Origin of the sequence: Acinetobacter sp. WU_MDCI_Abxb74 (assembly GCF_025513915.1) — a bacterium.
Classification (GTDB): domain Bacteria; phylum Pseudomonadota; class Gammaproteobacteria; order Pseudomonadales; family Moraxellaceae; genus Acinetobacter; species Acinetobacter calcoaceticus_C.
The window spans coordinates 53,329-71,158 of sequence record NZ_JAHPRP010000001.1 but is presented as its reverse complement, the minus strand read 5'-3'; the positions used below and the strand labels follow the sequence as shown (position 1 = coordinate 71,158).

The window sequence follows — 17,830 nt, the reverse complement described above, 5'->3', positions numbered from 1 at the left end:
GAGCAGTAGCATTATGACTATCTTTTAAGGCATATTTAGATGGTTTTTTCTTTACTAATCCTACTGGATTCGGTAAATAAGCATAAATATATATCCACCTAACACCCCACTCGGGTCTTTACTAATAAACCGAGCTAAATACGGCGAATAATAATGATAACGGTTGTAATGAAGCCCTGTTTCGCCATTAAAATACTGACCTTGGAAATGGATATTGTTTGAAATAATTTCACTATTTTTGAAGAAATTAGATTTTGCTCTTTCTCCTTTGCCATTTCGAGCATAGTTCTCCGTGTAAAGCCTTGCTTTGTTGAAACGAACTCCCCCAATCTTATTACAGATCATTTGACATGGGGAATCACTCACTTCCTGAGACGTATCCAAATGAAAAATATATTAGAGAAAAACTATTACATAATGATCTATCTAATTTAATAATATTTAGATATTGATATATCTAAAATTCTCAGACAATAGAGAATTCCAGATATATTTTAATGACTTTCTAATCTTTTTTATCAAAATAAACAGAAATATCTTGAAATATCAAACTATTCAATTCCACAGAAAAATTAAAATCACCATTTATTGATTTTATAAAAATACTATTCATTTAATCAACAATTAAAGATGATTTCTAACTTTTTCGACTACTCTATTAGATGATTAAAAATAACTTTCACAAGAGTTCTAATAATTTTACCCCACATCTTCAATAGAATCTATTTTTGCTATAATCTCATCTTTAGTAAGTGAAAACTCCCCCTCTTCGCTTGCATCCATTCCAATCATTTCATCAAGCAAATTTTGTAAATCCTCATTGAGTTCTAAATAATCCATATCAAGACGAATTAAATATGCTTCTCTAGCAACTATCCGATAATCAAATATTTCATTTTCTAAAATTAAATGAAGTTTATCTAATACTATTTTATCAATATTGCGTAACATTATAGAGGACACCCTTTTTTGATAGCTCGCGCTGATGGAGTTGCTTTACCTTGATCTATATCTGCTTTTGTTGGTGGATAATGTGGAATATCCATAACCTCACCGTTTATCATCTTAGGATGTACCCTATTTACATTACCATTATGATCATATGTTTCCTCCCATACTCTAACGGTACCAGTTTTAGGATTAATTTCTGTAACATGGGATCTTCCTCGAGTTGGACCTTGAGTCTTAGCTAAAGCCTCTTTTTCATAATATCTTATTCTACCATCACTTAGCTCTCGTGTTTTAACAGCTTTATTTTGAGACACTCCAGAGCCGATAATTTTCTTTTTAATTTTTTTTGGTTTGTCTCATTGCTTACCCCCAAAGAATCAATCAACCCAACAACCCAATCGAGTCTTTACTAATAAACCGACCTACATACGGCGAATAATAACGATAACGGAGTGTAATGAAGCCCTGTTTCGCCATCAAAATACTGACCTTGGAAATGGATATTGTTTGAAATAATTTCACTATTTTTGAAGAAATTAGATTTTGCTCTTTCTCCTTTGCCATTTCGAGCATAGTTCTCCGTGCAAAGCCTTGCTTTGTTGAAACGAACTCTCCCAATCTTATAGTAAGTTTTACAGATCATTTGACATGGGGAATCACTCACTTCCTGAGACGTATCCAAATGAAAAATATATTAGAGAAAAACTATTACATAATGATTTATCTAATTTAATAATATTTAGACATTGATATATCTAAAATTCTCAGATAATAAAGAATTTTAGATATATTTTAATAAATTTCTAATCTTTTCCATCAAAATAAACAGAAATACCTTGAAATATTAATCCATTCACTTCCACAGAAAAATTAAAATTACCATTTGTTGATTTTATAAAAATACCATTATGAGTCTTTTTAACAGTTAATTCTTTATAATCATTAAGCAACCACCCATTGATTAAAACATCCCCGGATATTCTACCTTTAGTTTTAATAACAACAGTATTATAATCAACCCCCCATACCCCATATTTTTCAACAAGAATATCTGGTTCCTTATTCACATGAAAATCTATATCACAGTAACCCGACAAGTCAATACTAAATCGCCCTATTAATATAGATGAAGTTATATCATCTGAATAAAGTTTCTTTAAAAAAACATTATTACTTATTTCATTAATAAACATAAGTTAACTACCACCTTTAGGTTTAATATTGTAATGCCCATATGTACCAGGAACATAACCAGTCTTAGTGTTTTCAATCGGTCTAGCATTAATATGTGGTTCTAAACCTTTATTTTTTTCTGCCTTCGTATGGCCATAAGTATGTTCTTGAATAACAATTTGTTTACCATCAGTATTTGTATAATGATAGTTTCTTGTAGTAACTGGCTGTCCATCTTTCATGACTTTATTTCCATACCCATCATCCAAATCTTCTCTCGTTATTTTAGGCTGTTGACTTTGAGGAATCTTTGCATCTTGTTTAGCTTTTCTTAAAGCCTCTCTCCTAGATGAAGCATCATAATGATCCTTTTTCGTAGGTTGATTAGGGCATGATTTATTCAACCCCAAAGGATCAACCCAGTCCACTGGATTAGGTGCATAAGCATAAACATTAAAACCACCCAATAATCCAATCGGATCTTTACTAATAAACCGTCCTACATACGGCGAATAATAACGATAACGGTTGTAATGAAGTCCTGTTTCCCCATCAAAATACTGACCTTGGAAACGGATGTTGTTGCTTATAATCTCTGAATTTTCAAAGAAATCTGACTTAGCTTGTTCAACCTTACATTCGCCCCAAGCTTTATATTGAGCTTTCCAAACAATGGCACCTGTCTGGTTACTCATTTCTTGCGGTGTTCCTAAATGGTCACAGTGATAGAACCATACATCATCAAAGCCTTGGCTTTGTTTTACGGTATTCCAAAGAGAGTCTTTATAAATGCTATATGTTTTTTCTGCCCAGTCTTGGATTTGATGTAACTCAATTGAGTGATGATACGCCGCTTGCAACAAAGGCACGAAACTATCTTTTTCGTAGAAATAGTGTTTAGTTATATCAGCGTTAGATTCATACGCTAAAGTATCACCATCCCAACCATAAATAATGTTCTGTTCTTGTCCAGTATGGTGATGCTTACTTCTTTTTTGAATACGTCGGCCTAAAGCATCGTAACGATACTCTGCCGTATATTGATTGTTTCGGCTACGAACAAGACGCCCCAATACATCCCACTTAAGATTTAAATCACCTTGTGATGACTTTTGTCGAATCAGTTGCCCAAAAGCATCATATTGATATTGTTGGTCAAGATATTCCTGTACGATATTATTGACTAAACGATTATAGCCATAACCTTTTTCATCAGAAATATGCTGTGAAGATTGCTCTTTGGTACTGTTATATCGCTCTAAAATATTACTTGCTGGATCAAAATTAAAAGTCTCTTTCCCAAGTTTACTAGTTGCCTCTAATAAACGCCCAACAGGATCATATTTATAATGAATAGCCCCACGACGAGTATCCTTAATAAGCGTTAACTCACCTGTTTTGTCGTAGTGATATAATCGTTCAATCAATTGGTTGGTATGCTGAAGGGCATTATTTTGAGTTTGGGCCTGATAACCTTTGTCATGTCCATTCAACATTAATTGCTGAGTTAAACGTCCGACTTCATCATAACGTTGTTGTTGACTAAGACCATTTGCATAGTGTCGTAATGTCTCTCTATGTAAATCATCACGCTCAAAACTAACAACATCTTCACCATTTAAAGCCATGCCATAGACATGTCCACTTCCATAAGTGAGCCAATCTATTTTCTGTCCATCTGGTCGGATAGTTGTAGTTCGATTATTTAATTCATCATAGACATGTTTCCATACAGCAGTTTTCTGTGTTACAACGTCTTGATGATGCTCTTTTATTAAATTGCCTGCGGCATCATAAAACCACTGTAAGTTAGTTTCAGCATTTTTAGCTTGAACTAAATGACCTAGGCCATCATAAGAAAATTCTTCTATTTGCTTTTCTTCAAGCTCTTGCCCTTGATAACCATATCCTGCTGTACGTTGTTCTAAACGCCCCATGCTGTCAAAAATAAATTGCTGAATACGGTCTTTAGGCGCAGCGCGATCTTTGAAATCTTGACCATAGGCAGAAGCTACTTCAATACTACTAGTTAAACGACCATTATATTCATCGTACGTATAAACAGTTTCTTTGCCATCAAAATCAATTTCTTTTACTAATCGACCCGCAACATCATAAATAAATTCATAACTTGCGCCATTTTCATTAGTTAAACGTTTTAAGCGACTCAAGCGGTCCCATTGATATTTTAAGGTTTGATTTAATGGGTCAATACGCTTAGTAATTAAACCAGCAGCATCATATTCATAACGTGTCTGCTGGCCTTTAGGGTCAATATGAACTAATAATCGACCTTCTTCATCATGAATAAAATGCTCTTCAGCTCCATCAGCGTGTTTAATTTTCTCGAGTTGTCCAAAAGCATTCAGCGGTAAGCCTTTTGCTAGAGGTTTTCTTGGTTCAGCAGTTAATTCCGTATAGAAGTATTCAACTTTTTGCTTTAAAGCATTTTCAATAAATTTGACACGCCCGCGATCATCATAATGCCAGTGCGTTTCTTTACCGGAACAATCCGTATAAGTAACCAAGTTACCTTGATCATCATATTTGAGCGTCTTCTTACCGCCTTTAGCATCTTTAATGGAGGTTACCAATCCCATCGCATTATAGGTATAGGCTGTTTCATGCTTCAGCGGATCAATTTCTTTAATTATATTCCCTGAAGCATCGTATTCTTTAAACCAACGCCCCTGTTCAGCATCAACAAAACCAGTCAGATTATCTTTTTCGTCGTATTCATAATAAAAGGTTGAGCCATCGGCCTGAACCATACTTAAGACATTACCGCGTTCGTCGTAGGTATACGATGTTTCTGTTCCATCTGTAGCAATATGCGATGTTATATTTTTTGCTTGGTCTCTAAAGAACCATTCTTGCAAATTGTCTGGATAAATAATTCGATAGGTATAACCAGTAATACCATAATAGTATTCAGTCACGTTACCATCGATATCCATGGCTGAAGTTACGCGAATGTTTTCATCCCAATCTAATTTAGTAGCGGAACTATAGTCATCGGCCCATTCTTCAATCGCTTTTGAGCTAGGTAAAACGCCATCCCACTTTAAGTTCATTCCTCTTTGAGTAAGATCAGTATAACGAGTCAATAAGTGAGCTTGGTATTGATATTCATAAGAAGCAGCAAACTCATTGGTTGCCTTAATTAAATCACCTTGCTCATTATATTGATATGCTGACAGTTGTCTAATGAGTTGACCATCTTCAACTAACCAAGCTGCAATAACTTTTTGCACATCATTAATTTGTAATGCTACATGCGCCAAAGTTTGTTGTTGCTGTTTAAATATAATGTCGGATAAATAGCTATCCCCATTTTCTAATTCATAGTCATAACGTAGTCCGATACTAAATGCATTTTGACGTTCTATGGAGACTAAACGAAACTCATTTTTATATTTTTGATAGAAGCGAGTTTCTGAAACACCATATGAAATTGCTCTAATTTCAGGTGTGACAACCGTATAAGTAAAAGTTTCTACTTCATCATAGTAACTCTGCCCAACTTTTAGCTCTGGTAAGTGAACAGGACGGCCATCGCTGCCAATATACTCCCAACCCTCTTGCTCAATAGGTTCTTTAGGTTCATTTATGTTGTAACTAGAACAACGAGCAATCTTGGTTGTAAAAGGTGTAATCCACCGCGCTCCGAAAATCGATTGATCATACTGATATAAGTTTGATACATACGTTCTCGAAAATTGCTCTACCAATAATGGATGAATTTGTGCATCAGTATGGTTTAAAAACTCAGTACCCATGGCAAAAGTAATCGATCGTTTAGTCGCACCACCTTTACAGTTTTTACCTGCATTCGCATTATGAGTCGCAGCATGTTCAGTATTAGCCTTTTCTAACTTATCATTCTTCTTGTCATGTCTGACTTGTGTGGTTTGGGTTGGCTTAACTTGGCCGGAGGCTTTTTTTCTAAATCTGGCATTACTTAAACGTAATATTTCAAATAACCAGCCAATTGTTTGCGGCTGCGCTGTATTTCCCAAGCCCTTAATTTTAGTATTGGCAGTGATACCAATTTTATTAATTGTTGCACCTACATTTAATATCGGCTGCTTTAGATGTGCAGGAACTAAAGAGGTAACAACTTTAGCATTGGAGTTTGCTCCTGTTTTAATAAGAGCTTTTCCCAAGTTTTCGGTCATGTAAACCAAGTTTTTTCCAGCTCGTGTTAAGTCACCACTTTTTATTCCTTTAATAACACCAGAAGCTTGCTGTTGAGCTCGATTTGTATTTGACCCCGCATTTGTAAATACTTGGCCTTTTGTTACAACTCGAACAATACCACCATTAATTTGTGTTGTGGCATTTTGAACGGTTCCACCACAAGTGGCTAAAATTGAATTTAACTGTTGTAGGCCTGTTTTACAGAATTTATCAATTTGTCCAGCAACCTGATCATTTAAATGATTGGAGATCACTACGATAACTGCTTCTCCCAAAGCAGCTTTACCCACACGTTTAACTTCTTGACGGACTAGAAACAGGGCTGGACGAGCAGACATACGAATTGCTGATGTTCCTGGTACAGGTGCAATCCCAATAAGGTCAATACCCATTGTGGACCAATCCATAATATCGGCATTTTGAAAACCTTTATCGTAGATATAGCAAATGTCGGAAACCACATCGATAGCAGCCATCACATTTCCAATAATTGGAATTGTTCCCATTACACTGGCTAGCAAGTCTAATGTCACAATTTTATGCGTATGACTTTTTAACCAATCATCTATTTTTTGTTTTGAATGACTAACATCTTTAATAGCAACTTCTGATAATGGTTTAACAACTTCTGTTTTTCCAGACATTTTATTTCTCTACGAATTCTTTTTAAAAGGGCTTTGCAAATATTGAGGAAGAGCATTAGTTACCAAGCTACCGCCATCAACAGAACTTAATTTGCTGAAGTCATTTATTTTTTGAATTGATCCAAGATCAATGTTGTTCCCTATTTTTTGGCCTACTTCTGAAATGGGTAAAAAGCTTTTCACTTGATCAGTCACTAATCCCTGCGCCTCTGTTTTTAACATTGGCATTAAAGCCTTTGCCCCTTCAGATTTTATGCTTTGTGCAGTTTGAATATTTTTCATAATATTCGCAGGATTGGTTAATTGTTTAGATAATTCACCAAGTTTAGACTGAGCTGTTTTACTCATTTGTGCAATTAATGACTCTGATTGCTCAATATCAGCATCATTCTCATTTGGCCACTCAACTGGACGCTTAAAGTCACTTGCTGCATCCCAAGGATCACGATGATCAGGCTCAAAGAAGACCTTCACGGCCCCTGTTGCTAAGCCAGAAACTCTTGCAAATCCCTTATCATCCAACTTGCCTGTAACTTCTTTTCCTAAGGTATCGACAACTGTATAACTTCCACTTTTAACAAACTCACCATGCGCATAATCATGGATGAGCTCTAAAGTACCAGGACTACGTTTTGGTGGAGGCGGCAATGAAGAACTGAAATTCGCACTTCCTCCCCCCATAAACAAATGCTGCCCTGCCTTCACCTCAAACTTGCCACCAGTGACAGGGAAAATTCCCGAGCCATTAATCTTGAGTTGAGATCCACCCGCCGTAATCACAATTTCTTTAGAAGCACTAATTTCAATTTTGTCTTCTGTTGAAATAATCTGAACAGCTTTACGGGCAATCAAATCTGCTCCGTCACCTTGCGCTTGTATCTCAACTTTACCTTTGCCTGCATAGAGTCTCGCCCCTTCTTGCGCTGCAAAAAGACTAATCTTGTTTTGAGCATGTGCAATCAAGTTCTTTTGAGTAGACAGGTTAATACTATCGCCCGCAGTTTGGCTTAACTGAGCATCTGCGCTGAGGTGAATGTCTTCATTACTGGCTAAAGCGATACTGTTAGGTGCGGTTAATATCATCAAGGCTTGCTTAAAAGCAGCAGCTTTGTCTTGATCTTTTTCTTCAATTTGCTCTATGAAGGTTTTTAAGTTCTCAAGCACTTCCAATGGATCAGTTTGTTGATTTTTAGCAACTTCGCTGAGTGCCTTGGCATTGTTCAGGCCGCCTTCGATTTGTTGTTTGGCCTCAATTGCATCGAGGTGTACGCCTTGAGCTTGGTCCTGTTTATGGGTGCTAACGAGTAAACCACTGCCAGCTCTTACCGCACCCCACTGATCTGTTCTTAGCTCAAAACCTTCACCACGGCCATCACTTTCCGCTTTGTCTTTTGGATGGCTTAAGTTACCCAAGTTTAGCTGGCTTGCCGCATGGCTGCTTTGTAGCTGGGTACTGATTTGCCCTGTAGTGTCATCAAAGCGTAGCTGGTTAAAGCCTTTACCGTCGACTTCTTCTGAGCGAATGCCGCTGAGCTTTTTGGTGTCGGGTAGCTGGCCTTTCTGGTCGAACTGGGTTGGGTGACGTTCAGCTTCGTGAATGCGTCCGACCACAAATGGACGGTCAACGTTGCCGTCAAAGAAGTCGATCACAACAATCTCACCGACACGTGGCAAGAAACGGGCACCATAACCTGCGCCCGCCCATGGAGTAAGTACATCCACCCAAGCCGAGTCAGTGTCATTGTCGTTACTTCCCGCTCCTCCGTCATGACTATGGTCATCAGTTCGAGTAAACAAGAAACGGACTTTAATACGTCCCCATTGATCAACATGGATGCTTTCGCCTTCCAGTCCCACCACTCTAGCGCGCTGCGGGTAAGCGGCTGGTCGGTGTTCTAGCGGGCTATATTCAGGCACAGCTTGAATGTTGCGTCGAACGACATTCAGCTCAGCAAAGTGGCGCTGCTCAAGGTTTTGGCTGTCGAGTTGGGCTGCCTTAAGCTTGTCTTTTGGTAATAGACGTTCAAGTTGCTGTTGTAATTCTTTCGGTAAATTATTCTGGTTGTAGTAGTGTTTGCTTAAGATTAAGAACTCTTTATCAGCGCTGTTATGCTGGTCGAGTTCAGGATGGTCATTGAGTGCAAACCAGTAACCCACCTGTGCATCACGGACATTGCCTGAAACGGTAAACTGTTTAGAGCCAAGGTGGTGGTAAGCATTGATGTGCTGGTTTAACTGTTCAATCTGGCTATTGCCTGAAGCGGTGGCTTGGTCTTCACCATTTAAGTCTTGCATCCACGCGGGGCTGACGTGCCATGCGTCTTCAAGGTTTAAGCTGGCATTGTCATAGTGTTCGCTGTGCTTTTGTGTGCCTTGTACGCTGCCACTACCTTCTTCTTGTTGCAGCGCATCAGCTTGCCAGCGTTGCACATGAACCGAGGTTGGTTGTAAGCGGCGCTCTGCCTTGACTTGAGTAATGGTATCGAACTGTTCTGTGGCACTGCTGCGTTGATAACGTAGGCTCCGACGTTCAAGTGCCTGATAATTTTGGTTATCGTCAATTAAACGCAGTACTTGTGGCTGGATGGCAACATTCGGGTCAGCGACTAAAAGCTGCGATTCGTCGACTAGCCAGTTAATGCCTTCACTACGCCACAAACGGGTTAAAAAGTCATAATCACTTTCGTTTGACTGCATCACAAATGGACGCACATCGTAGTCTTTGGTTAAGCCAGATGTATCGAGTGTTAGGCTTGAGGCAAATAACGGGCTTTTACCCTGCCATTCTTTAAATAGAATTTCACTAATATCTCGCACGCTTTTGTTCATAAACACGCGGCTATTACGGCGTTTATGCCAGAGTGCAGTTGGATCTTTTAAGGTGAGGTTATAAATGGTGAGTGAGCCGTCACTTTGTCCTTGACTCGCTTCAGTAATAATGCCTGTCGTTCTAAAAAACTGGCCCATGTCAGTGACCTGATCAACGGCAACCTGACAGCCAATAAATTGTTTTAATGCAATATGTGCGTTCGTCGACAGACACAGTAGCTCAGCAACACTACCCTGATTGAGCGTATGTTCGCCTTCAATACGTTGTAAGAAGACTTGATTGTTTAATGATGGGTTGGAAAATTGCACATGAAGTACACGATTCTGTGCAACCAAACCTAAACTATCTAAAATTTGAAATATTTTATTGGACATCATTATTATAAAACTGAGTCATAATCAGCGCTATTTTATAAAAAACAGACAGAATTGTCTATTTATATAAAATAGCTTATCGTTCATAAGTTACATATTTTTTAGTTTATCTAAAAGAAAGACGGGCCACCAAAAAATCTATAAATGCCCGAGTTTTGGCCGGTAAATTAGAAGTACTAGGGTAAAGTAATTGAATATTTTGTAACGGTAATGAGAAATCAGGAAATAACCGAATTAAGCGGTTTTGTTGAATATCTTCATCAACTAACCATGCTGGGCAAATCGCAATACCTAAGGATGACAGCGCCATTTGATGAATTGCGGTTACCGAGTTTGATTCATACTGACTTCGAATAAAAGGTAATGAATATTGCTCCCCTAAACTATTTTGCAAAATATATTGTGAATCTTGCCAATTTAATAAGGTGTGTCCAATCCACGGAACATCTGCCAAATCGGATATATTTTCTACAGGATGGTTTTGTATAAATTGCGGTGTAGCCACAAGATAAATTGGATATTCCCCAATTTTTCGAGTTTTTAGAGATGAGTTTTTTAAATTTCCTAGCCGTATAACAAGATCTAATTTTTCAGTGACTAAATCATCGAGGGAAGAATTAAATGAATACTGTAAGCGTAAATGTGGATAAAGCCGACAAAATTCAGGAAGTAAAGGCAGAATAAAACGTTGACCAAATTCATTGGTTGATGAAAAACGTAAAGTGCCTGTAATGCTTGTGCCTAAATGCTGGCTTCGCTCAAAAGCCTCATCAATCTGAAGCTGGATTTGTTTAAAATCTTGATAAAAATGCTGGCCTATTTCAGTTAATGCAATATTACGGGTATTCCGAATTAAGAGACTTGTATTTAACTGCTTTTCTAATTGTTTTATATCAATACTAACCATTGATCGGCTCAGTCCCAAAATTTCGGCAGCCTTAGTAAAAGACCCGGAATCGACAACTTGTAAAAAACTAGTAATTTGCTTGAGATTTTTTTGCACAATTCAGCCGATTGTTTGAAATTATTAAACAATGATTTTACTTCGCTTGCATCGACAATAAAAGAGCCGAATCTTACCCTGCCTGCACGGAGGTAGGTATGTCTTATCGATATAAAATAGCAACGGTGTTTTTACTTGGGTTCTTTATTGATTGCATTAACATTTTTATGTCAGCAATTGCTTTACCTAATATTGCATCATCATTTTCAGTCAGCCAATCCATGGTCGCTTGGGTAACCAATGCCTATATTCTCGGCTTGATTTTAATCATGCCCATGAGTTTATGGTTAGCCACCAAGTTAGGAAACCAAAAGTTATTGTGTTATTCGATGCTGTTATTTTCTATCAGCATTTGCTTTATTGGATTTAGTGAATCGATTTATAGCTTAATTTTTTGGCGATTTATTCAAGGTATAGCTGGAGGTTTATTAATTCCCGTAGGCCAAGCATTGGTATATGCCTTATTTCCCAATCAAGAACGCCAACGTATTTCTACAATGATTATGGCAATTGCTTTAATTGCGCCCGCATTTTCACCCGCCCTTGGTGGTGTGATTATTGATTCATTGAGTTGGCGTTGGGTATTTTTTTCTAATCTTCCTTTTTCTTTACTTGCCTCATTTCTAGCCTGGCTATGGGTTAAAAAAACAGAGAATGTATCTAGTGAAAGACCAGACATAAAAGGCTTGGTTATTTTTAATATAAGCCTGTTATGTTTGTTACTCTCATTTTCATTCTATGGGGATTATCACAATCTCATGTTGGCTATAAGCAGTTTCCTAATTTCGGTGGGAATGCTTATTTTTTACATTCAATATTCTAAAAAAATCGATCATCCTATTCTCAATCTACAGTTATTAAAAAATAAAAATTTACGCAATGCATTTATTATTTATTACGCTGTCCCTGGTATTTTTACAGGTGTTAATTTACTCAATATTTTTAATTTACAGGTTAACCTTGGCTTTAATGCAAAACAAACTGGCTCATTCATGTTGCTCTATGCAGTAGGTGCGCTGGTGGCAATGATCAGCGGTGGCCTGCTCTATCAAAAAATAGGAAAGAAATATTTACTTATTATTGGCATTACCCTTCATAGCCTTGGAATCTTTTTATTATTTTTTATTTCAAACACTAGCCCCATAAGCTTTTTAGTATTCGCCTATTTATTGATGGGCATGGGAGGCGGCTTAAGCGCTAATATTGCCCAAATTAGTTCGTTAATTGATTTTTCAGGCCAAGATTTATTACAAGGAAGTGTGCTCTGGAACATCAATCGACAAGTTTCATTTAGCATCGGTACGGTTGTTCTCATTTCAATCTATAACCTGATGTCTGGCTCAACTGATCTGCTTCGCTATCAACATACTTTTTTAATTGCAGCTTTACTCTGCTTACTTTCACTCATTCCCATTTTAAAGGAGAAAACTCATGTCTAACCAAATGAATAAAGCCGTTCAAAGCGTAATTGACCTACACGTTTTGATCGAAAATGTATTTACAGGCCAAAATGCAGAACAGAGTCTTAGCCCGCTTTTAGATAGTTTTGATCAAAATTTTAAGATGGTCACGGTTCAAGGCCACTGCATTGGTTTAGCCGAAGTGAATAGTTTATTTAGCCAAAATATCGGGAAAAAACCCTCTTTAAAAATCACTATTCTTAAAAGCACAGCTTTATACGAATTTGAAAATTATTGTTGGGTCCAATATCAGGAGCATCAGCAAACTGATGAGACCGAAACATTACGCACTTCCACAGCCTGCATTAAAGTAGAAGACGAAAAATGTTATTGGGTTTATTTACATGAAACTTTAGCCCCACTCGGAAAATAAGAATTAAGTCATATCACTCGCCTTAAAGATGGCACCTATTTTGCTTAACAATATTACGTTTTATGAAAATCGTAATACTGATCAAAATGGGGAGCTGTCGATATGGGTTATGTTGCAAAGGAATCTACGCGAAAGAACAAGCTGATTCTCAGTATTTGTTCTTTCGTTATTCCAATATGTCTTTGGTGCGCAATCAGTTACTTACCTTTTGTTTGGCATCCTCAAGTACAAATCACGAGTTCGGGAAGTGTTTCTTACTTACAAGTGGGAAGTCGCATTGATAAAAATGTGTTCTATCTCGAAGCACAAAATGCAGTCAATCGAAATTCTGCACCACCACAAGGTATTTTAGTCAATCCGATTTATTTACCTGCTCCTCATGAAGTCGCTAAGGCTTTGGTCACCGCCTTTACCACACCACCAGAGCAACCCGATTCGCCGTGGTTTCATCAAAGTTTATGGCACAGTATTAAACTGGTATTTTCAGCTTTTTTTATCTCTTCGCTTATTGGGATTCCACTGGGTATTTTGTGTGGTTTTTCTAAGCGCATATCGCTGTTAACAGAGCCTTTTGTCGAGTTTTTCCGTTACTTGCCTGCACCGGCTTTTGGCGCACTTGCAGTGGCAATTTTAGGAATTAATGACGCACCTAAAATCGCAATTATTGTGATTGGTACACTTTTTCAGCAAATTCTCATTATTGCCAATACCACCCGAATGGTTGATCGAAGCTTAATTGAAGCTGGCTATACGCTTGGCACCAATAAGCTGAAGAGTTTATTCCATGTAGTGATCCCCGCTGCCTTACCCGATATTTACCGTGACTTACGTGTGTTATTGGGCTGGGCATGGACCTATTTAATTGTTTCAGAGTTGATTGGTACGACTTCGGGTATTACGTGGTTTATTACCCAACAGGCACGTTATCAAAACTTTGACAATGTCTATGCGGCCATTCTGATTATTGGGGTGATTGGTCTGGTCTGTGATTGGATATTAATGAAGTTAGGTGAGCGGATGTTCACTTGGAAAGTAGGAGCAAAATAATGAATGATTCAACATTTAACGCGCATGAATACTTTCAAAAAATTTATGAACGTCCTGTTATTTTAGAAGCTAAACAACTGAGCCAAGTCTTTAAGCATGGACAAAGCGAACGCACTGTTTTAAATAAGCTCGATTTAAAAATTCATAAAAGAGAATTTATTTGTGTGATTGGCCCTTCCGGCTGTGGTAAATCGACCCTGAGCCGTGTCATTGCAGGTTTAGACCCATATCATAGTGGAGAAGTTTTAGTAGACGGCGAATGCATTACAGGCCCATGTCCTGAACGCGGTATGGTGTTTCAGGGCTATACCCTTTTCCCTTGGAAAACCGTAAAAGAAAACGTGATGTTTGGTCCGCAAATGCGAGGAGCCAGTCAAATGACAGCAGAGGCGCAAGCCCGTGAATGGATCAATATTATTGGTTTAGAAAAATATGAAAATCAGTATCCACATCAACTTTCTGGTGGCATGAAACAGCGCGTTGCAATTGCGAGAGCCTTGGTCAATCAACCTAAAATTTTACTGATGGATGAACCTTTTGGTGCGCTCGACCCTCACACTCGCCAAAAAATGCAAAAACACTTAATGGATTTATGGCAAAACATTGATATCACCATTATTTTTGTCACCCATGACATGGATGAAGCTATTTTACTTGCAGACCGAATTGTGGCACTCAAAGCCAACCCAGGCGAAATTAAGGAAATTATTGAAGTGAATTTACCGCGCCCACGTTCACTGGACTTAATGAGTACCCCTGAGTTTAAACAGCTCCGCTCACGGGTAGATTATCTGGTACACGCCGAAGAGGACGAGCTTGACCCAGCTTTGCAAGATTTACCAAAAATTCCGCGTATGACTCAAGTCAGTACAGAAAAATAAGAAAGACATTAAAAAGCCCAAGCTGAACTTGGGCTTTTTTATTGATTGGGCTTATTTGAGTTGTTCTATGAGTGTCGGATAAATCAGCCCATCTACATTTTGCTCAGTTTTATAAATACCATTTTCAACATTAAATTTATTTACGTGATAAGTCGAACCATAAATCGAGTCAAAACCATCTGATTTAGCAAATACCTTTTTATTGGCATTGATATCTAATAGATGCGTCCCGCTAACCATCAACTCATATTGTTTCGGGTCAACCCCTGAACGGTTTGCCATGATTTTAACTGCATCGGCATGGGTTGCAGGGTCATTAATATATTTAACTGTTTTGTCCCACACCTGAATGATTTTTTTCCATTCTTCTTGATGAGCAGTTAAATGACTCATGTTGACGGTCAGAGTGTCATAAATTAAACCCGGCTTGTCTTTAGAGGTATAGATAATTTTAGAACCCGCTACGGCTTTTAATGCTTGACCTGCAACAGGTTGCCAAACAGCAATCGCAGAAATATCTGGGCTATTGAACACTTGAGGTAATTGGTTGGTTGCTGAGTTTACCAGCTTCACGTCATTGGCTTTAATGTTATGGTCGGTTAAAGCTGTTGCTAGTAAAAGATGATCAACCAAGCCTTTTTCAACGCCGATTGATTTTCCTTTTAAGTCTTGAATGGTATTAATTCCCTCTTTTGCAATAATGACATCATTACCCGCAGAATAATCTGTTGCCATGATCATCATGCCTTGAGTGCCGCCCGAAGCTGTTACCAAGTTATCGCCATTGGTGACCAAAACGGCATCAAGCTGATTTGCTGAAAAAGCCGAAAGTGAAGCCGAATAATCAAACCACTTAAACTCTACATTTAAGCCGGCTTCTTTTAACCAACCTTTTTCAATAGCCACCTGCCAAGCTACCCAGCCTGGCCAATCACTATAGCCAATGGTAATCGGTTTTGTATTTGTGGCTGCCTGAGCGTCTTGTTTAGCCTCAGGGACTTTAGCCGTATTGTCACACCCACCCAATACAACTGCCGATAAAATAGATACGGATAAAAACGCTTTTTTAATCATATAGAAACTTCCCCAACATTTTTACTAACAACACTTTGAGCGGTTTGATTGAGTGACTGTATATAGGCTCGCCAGCCTCCAAAATGGCTAATATCGGTTGCATCATGAATGGCATAAGCTTCGCAGATAAAACCTTTGACCCATGTTCCATCTTTTAATTTAAGGTTGCCAATACCAAGTGGTGCAGGCACTTCAGCCACAATGGCTCCGAAATTTGCAAAAGGAACATCCCACACTTCAACTTCAATTGACGTACCTGTCGCATCGCATTGCAGCCCCGGTTTTGGTGGTTTGGTATTTTTTAGGGCAAAGAGTTTATAGGCTTCTGCTGTCTGGGTTTTCTTGAGCAAAGTGGCATTGCGACTAGTGAGTTGAAAATTAAGTGGCATGCCTGTTAAGTGCGCTCCCACAACGGCAAGCTGTACTGAATGATTCGACTGGATCTCTATACTTTTTTGATAATGTTGAGTTGATTTACCTAAACTCAGCGGTGTTTCGGTTTGCCAGAGCTGCGCAAAATTTGCCAGTGCCTGATCGTGCCAAGCTGGAGCAATAAAGGTTACCCCGCTTGGTAGGCCGTCTTCACGGAGTACATTAGGTAAAGCTAAAGCAGAAAGATCGGCAAAATTTACAAAGTTGGTATAGGCCCCCATGTGCGCGTTTTTAGTTAGCGGGTCAGCTTCAACTTCTGCAATGGTGTAAATGGTTGGTGCGGTTGGAACCATCAATGCATCAAAAGGCTGAAGTGCCAAATTAATTTTTCGGGCCAGTACTGCACGGTTATATTCCGCTTGTAGTGCATCTGTTGCTTTGAAGCGATCTGCCTGAGAAATAATCTGGGCAATAACAGGATGTGCTTTGTCACGCGTTGTCATGCGTTCAACGGCGATTGTTCTTTCCGCTACCCATGCATCATTATAAAGTGCAGCAGCAAGCTCATTAAATGCGCTGAAATCAATACTCTCGACTTCATAACCCAGTTTTTTTACACGTTCAATTGCAACTATAAAGGCTTTTTCAGATTCAAGGTCGCCATAAAACTCAAGCTGAGCAGGAATGGCAATTTTTCGTTTAGAAAACTGAGTTGGTACATTGGCTGGATGTGCTCGTGAATATTCATCTGTTTCATCATAGCCTTGCATTAGACTGGCAACTGTCCAAGCGTCATCAATATGCAGTGCAAAAATAGAAATGACATCAATGGTCCGACATGCAGGAATTAAACCCGTGGTAGAAAACCAGCCCTTTGTCGGTTTAAGACCCACAATATTGTTATGGCCCGCAGGAACACGCCCTGATCCCGCCGTATCAGTCCCCAAACTAAAAGGCACAATACCGTTGGCAACTACCACGGATGAACCTGAGCTTGACCCACCGCTGATATATTTAGGATTAAAACTATTTTTTACTGCACCATAGGGAGAACGAACCCCGACCAGTCCAGTCGCAAATTGATCGAGGTTGGTTTTGCCCACCACAATCGCTCCTGCTTTTTTCAGCTTGGCAACTACAGCAGCATCTTGCTTAGCTAAATATTGAACCTCTTTACAGGCAGCAGTGGTGTGAAAACCAGCGACATCAATGTTGTCTTTAACTGCAAATGGCACACCGTACAGCGGTAAATCAGCAATGTTTTGATCTTTTAAAACATTAATTTGTGATTGAATTTGCTCAACGGAGGCAATTTCAATCCATGCATGGTCATCATTTTTAATTTCTGCAACATAAGCAATCAGACTTTCAATATGGATTTGTCCAGTTTGATATGCTGTTTTCCAGTCTTGGATAGTCCATAAATTTTTCAACACGCTACTCCTCAT

Annotated in this window: 13 protein-coding genes and 1 pseudogene; 4 read left to right on the top strand and 10 right to left on the bottom strand. The window is 38.6% G+C overall.

What is annotated here, in order from left to right; genetic code table 11:
• Positions 1 to 60 precede the first annotated feature (60 nt).
• From KTH84_RS00350 to KTH84_RS00320, 8 genes and pseudogenes are all read right to left on the bottom strand, one after another.
• Positions 61 to 345: an RHS repeat-associated core domain-containing protein gene (locus tag KTH84_RS00350; RefSeq protein WP_262472462.1), complete on the bottom strand. Its 285-nt coding sequence runs from the start codon at positions 343 to 345 to the stop codon at positions 61 to 63.
• A 354-nt stretch (positions 346 to 699) separates the two neighbouring features.
• A complete protein-coding gene (locus KTH84_RS00345; protein ID WP_262471580.1) occupies positions 700 to 951 on the bottom strand; it encodes a hypothetical protein in 252 nt (83 codons plus the stop codon).
• On the bottom strand, positions 951 to 1,265 hold the full coding sequence (locus KTH84_RS00340; RefSeq protein WP_262471579.1) for a hypothetical protein: 315 nt from the start codon (positions 1,263 to 1,265) through the stop codon (positions 951 to 953). The genes KTH84_RS00345 and KTH84_RS00340 overlap by 1 nt, the downstream gene beginning before the upstream one ends.
• 70 nt (positions 1,266 to 1,335) lie before the next feature.
• Positions 1,336 to 1,495 (bottom strand): annotated as a pseudogene (locus KTH84_RS19025) (RHS repeat-associated core domain-containing protein); the annotation flags it as partial.
• 259 nt (positions 1,496 to 1,754) lie between these two features.
• Positions 1,755 to 2,144 carry a hypothetical protein gene (locus tag KTH84_RS00335; protein WP_262471578.1) on the bottom strand — a complete coding sequence of 130 codons (390 nt, stop codon included), beginning with the start codon at positions 2,142 to 2,144 and terminating at the stop codon, positions 1,755 to 1,757.
• Between the two features lie 3 nt (positions 2,145 to 2,147).
• Entirely contained in the window at positions 2,148 to 6,968 is a 4,821-nt protein-coding gene (locus KTH84_RS00330; protein ID WP_262471577.1) for an RHS repeat-associated core domain-containing protein, read from the bottom strand.
• A 9-nt stretch (positions 6,969 to 6,977) separates the two neighbouring features.
• A complete protein-coding gene (locus KTH84_RS00325) occupies positions 6,978 to 10,175 on the bottom strand; it encodes a type VI secretion system Vgr family protein (RefSeq protein ID WP_262471576.1) in 3,198 nt (1,065 codons plus the stop codon).
• A 103-nt stretch (positions 10,176 to 10,278) separates the two neighbouring features.
• Positions 10,279 to 11,175: a LysR family transcriptional regulator gene (locus tag KTH84_RS00320; protein WP_035360871.1), complete on the bottom strand. Its 897-nt coding sequence runs from the start codon at positions 11,173 to 11,175 to the stop codon at positions 10,279 to 10,281.
• A 98-nt stretch (positions 11,176 to 11,273) separates the two neighbouring features.
• Here KTH84_RS00320 and KTH84_RS00315 point away from each other — a divergent pair, with 98 nt between their 5' ends.
• From KTH84_RS00315 to KTH84_RS00300, 4 genes are all read left to right on the top strand, one after another.
• Positions 11,274 to 12,614: an MFS transporter gene (locus KTH84_RS00315; protein WP_262471575.1), complete on the top strand. Its 1,341-nt coding sequence runs from the start codon at positions 11,274 to 11,276 to the stop codon at positions 12,612 to 12,614.
• Positions 12,607 to 13,008, top strand: coding sequence for a hypothetical protein (locus tag KTH84_RS00310; protein ID WP_262471574.1), 402 nt, complete (start codon positions 12,607 to 12,609; stop codon positions 13,006 to 13,008). Before KTH84_RS00315 ends, KTH84_RS00310 begins: the two co-directional genes overlap by 8 nt.
• A gap of 102 nt (positions 13,009 to 13,110) precedes the next feature.
• Entirely contained in the window at positions 13,111 to 14,055 is a 945-nt protein-coding gene (locus tag KTH84_RS00305) for an ABC transporter permease (protein ID WP_262471573.1), read from the top strand.
• On the top strand, positions 14,055 to 14,936 hold the full coding sequence (locus KTH84_RS00300) for an ABC transporter ATP-binding protein (RefSeq protein ID WP_001000088.1): 882 nt from the start codon (positions 14,055 to 14,057) through the stop codon (positions 14,934 to 14,936). The genes KTH84_RS00305 and KTH84_RS00300 overlap by 1 nt, the downstream gene beginning before the upstream one ends.
• 51 nt (positions 14,937 to 14,987) lie before the next feature.
• Here KTH84_RS00300 and KTH84_RS00295 read toward each other — a convergent pair whose 3' ends face one another.
• Both KTH84_RS00295 and atzF read right to left on the bottom strand, forming a co-directional pair.
• Positions 14,988 to 16,010, bottom strand: a complete 1,023-nt coding sequence (locus tag KTH84_RS00295; RefSeq protein ID WP_133974288.1) for an ABC transporter substrate-binding protein — start codon at positions 16,008 to 16,010, stop codon at positions 14,988 to 14,990.
• Positions 16,007 to 17,818: an allophanate hydrolase gene (gene atzF, locus KTH84_RS00290; protein WP_262471572.1), complete on the bottom strand. Its 1,812-nt coding sequence runs from the start codon at positions 17,816 to 17,818 to the stop codon at positions 16,007 to 16,009. Before atzF ends, KTH84_RS00295 begins: the two co-directional genes overlap by 4 nt.
• Between the last annotated feature and the right edge of the window lie 12 nt (positions 17,819 to 17,830).

What these genes read in the sequence shown, in the direction of transcription:
- KTH84_RS00350 (WP_262472462.1), bottom strand. Translation starts at nt 345, where the DNA reads ATGATCTGTAATAAGATTGGGGGAGTTCGTTTCAACAAAGCAAGGCTT.
- KTH84_RS00345 (WP_262471580.1), bottom strand. Translation starts at nt 951, where the DNA reads ATGTTACGCAATATTGATAAAATAGTATTAGATAAACTTCATTTAATT.
- KTH84_RS00335 (WP_262471578.1), bottom strand. Translation starts at nt 2,144, where the DNA reads ATGTTTATTAATGAAATAAGTAATAATGTTTTTTTAAAGAAACTTTAT.
- KTH84_RS00330 (WP_262471577.1), bottom strand. Translation starts at nt 6,968, where the DNA reads ATGTCTGGAAAAACAGAAGTTGTTAAACCATTATCAGAAGTTGCTATT.
- KTH84_RS00325 (WP_262471576.1), bottom strand. Translation starts at nt 10,175, where the DNA reads ATGATGTCCAATAAAATATTTCAAATTTTAGATAGTTTAGGTTTGGTT.
- KTH84_RS00315 (WP_262471575.1), top strand. Translation starts at nt 11,274, where the DNA reads ATGTCTTATCGATATAAAATAGCAACGGTGTTTTTACTTGGGTTCTTT.
- KTH84_RS00310 (WP_262471574.1), top strand. Translation starts at nt 12,607, where the DNA reads ATGTCTAACCAAATGAATAAAGCCGTTCAAAGCGTAATTGACCTACAC.
- KTH84_RS00305 (WP_262471573.1), top strand. Translation starts at nt 13,111, where the DNA reads ATGGGTTATGTTGCAAAGGAATCTACGCGAAAGAACAAGCTGATTCTC.
- KTH84_RS00300 (WP_001000088.1), top strand. Translation starts at nt 14,055, where the DNA reads ATGAATGATTCAACATTTAACGCGCATGAATACTTTCAAAAAATTTAT.
- KTH84_RS00295 (WP_133974288.1), bottom strand. Translation starts at nt 16,010, where the DNA reads ATGATTAAAAAAGCGTTTTTATCCGTATCTATTTTATCGGCAGTTGTA.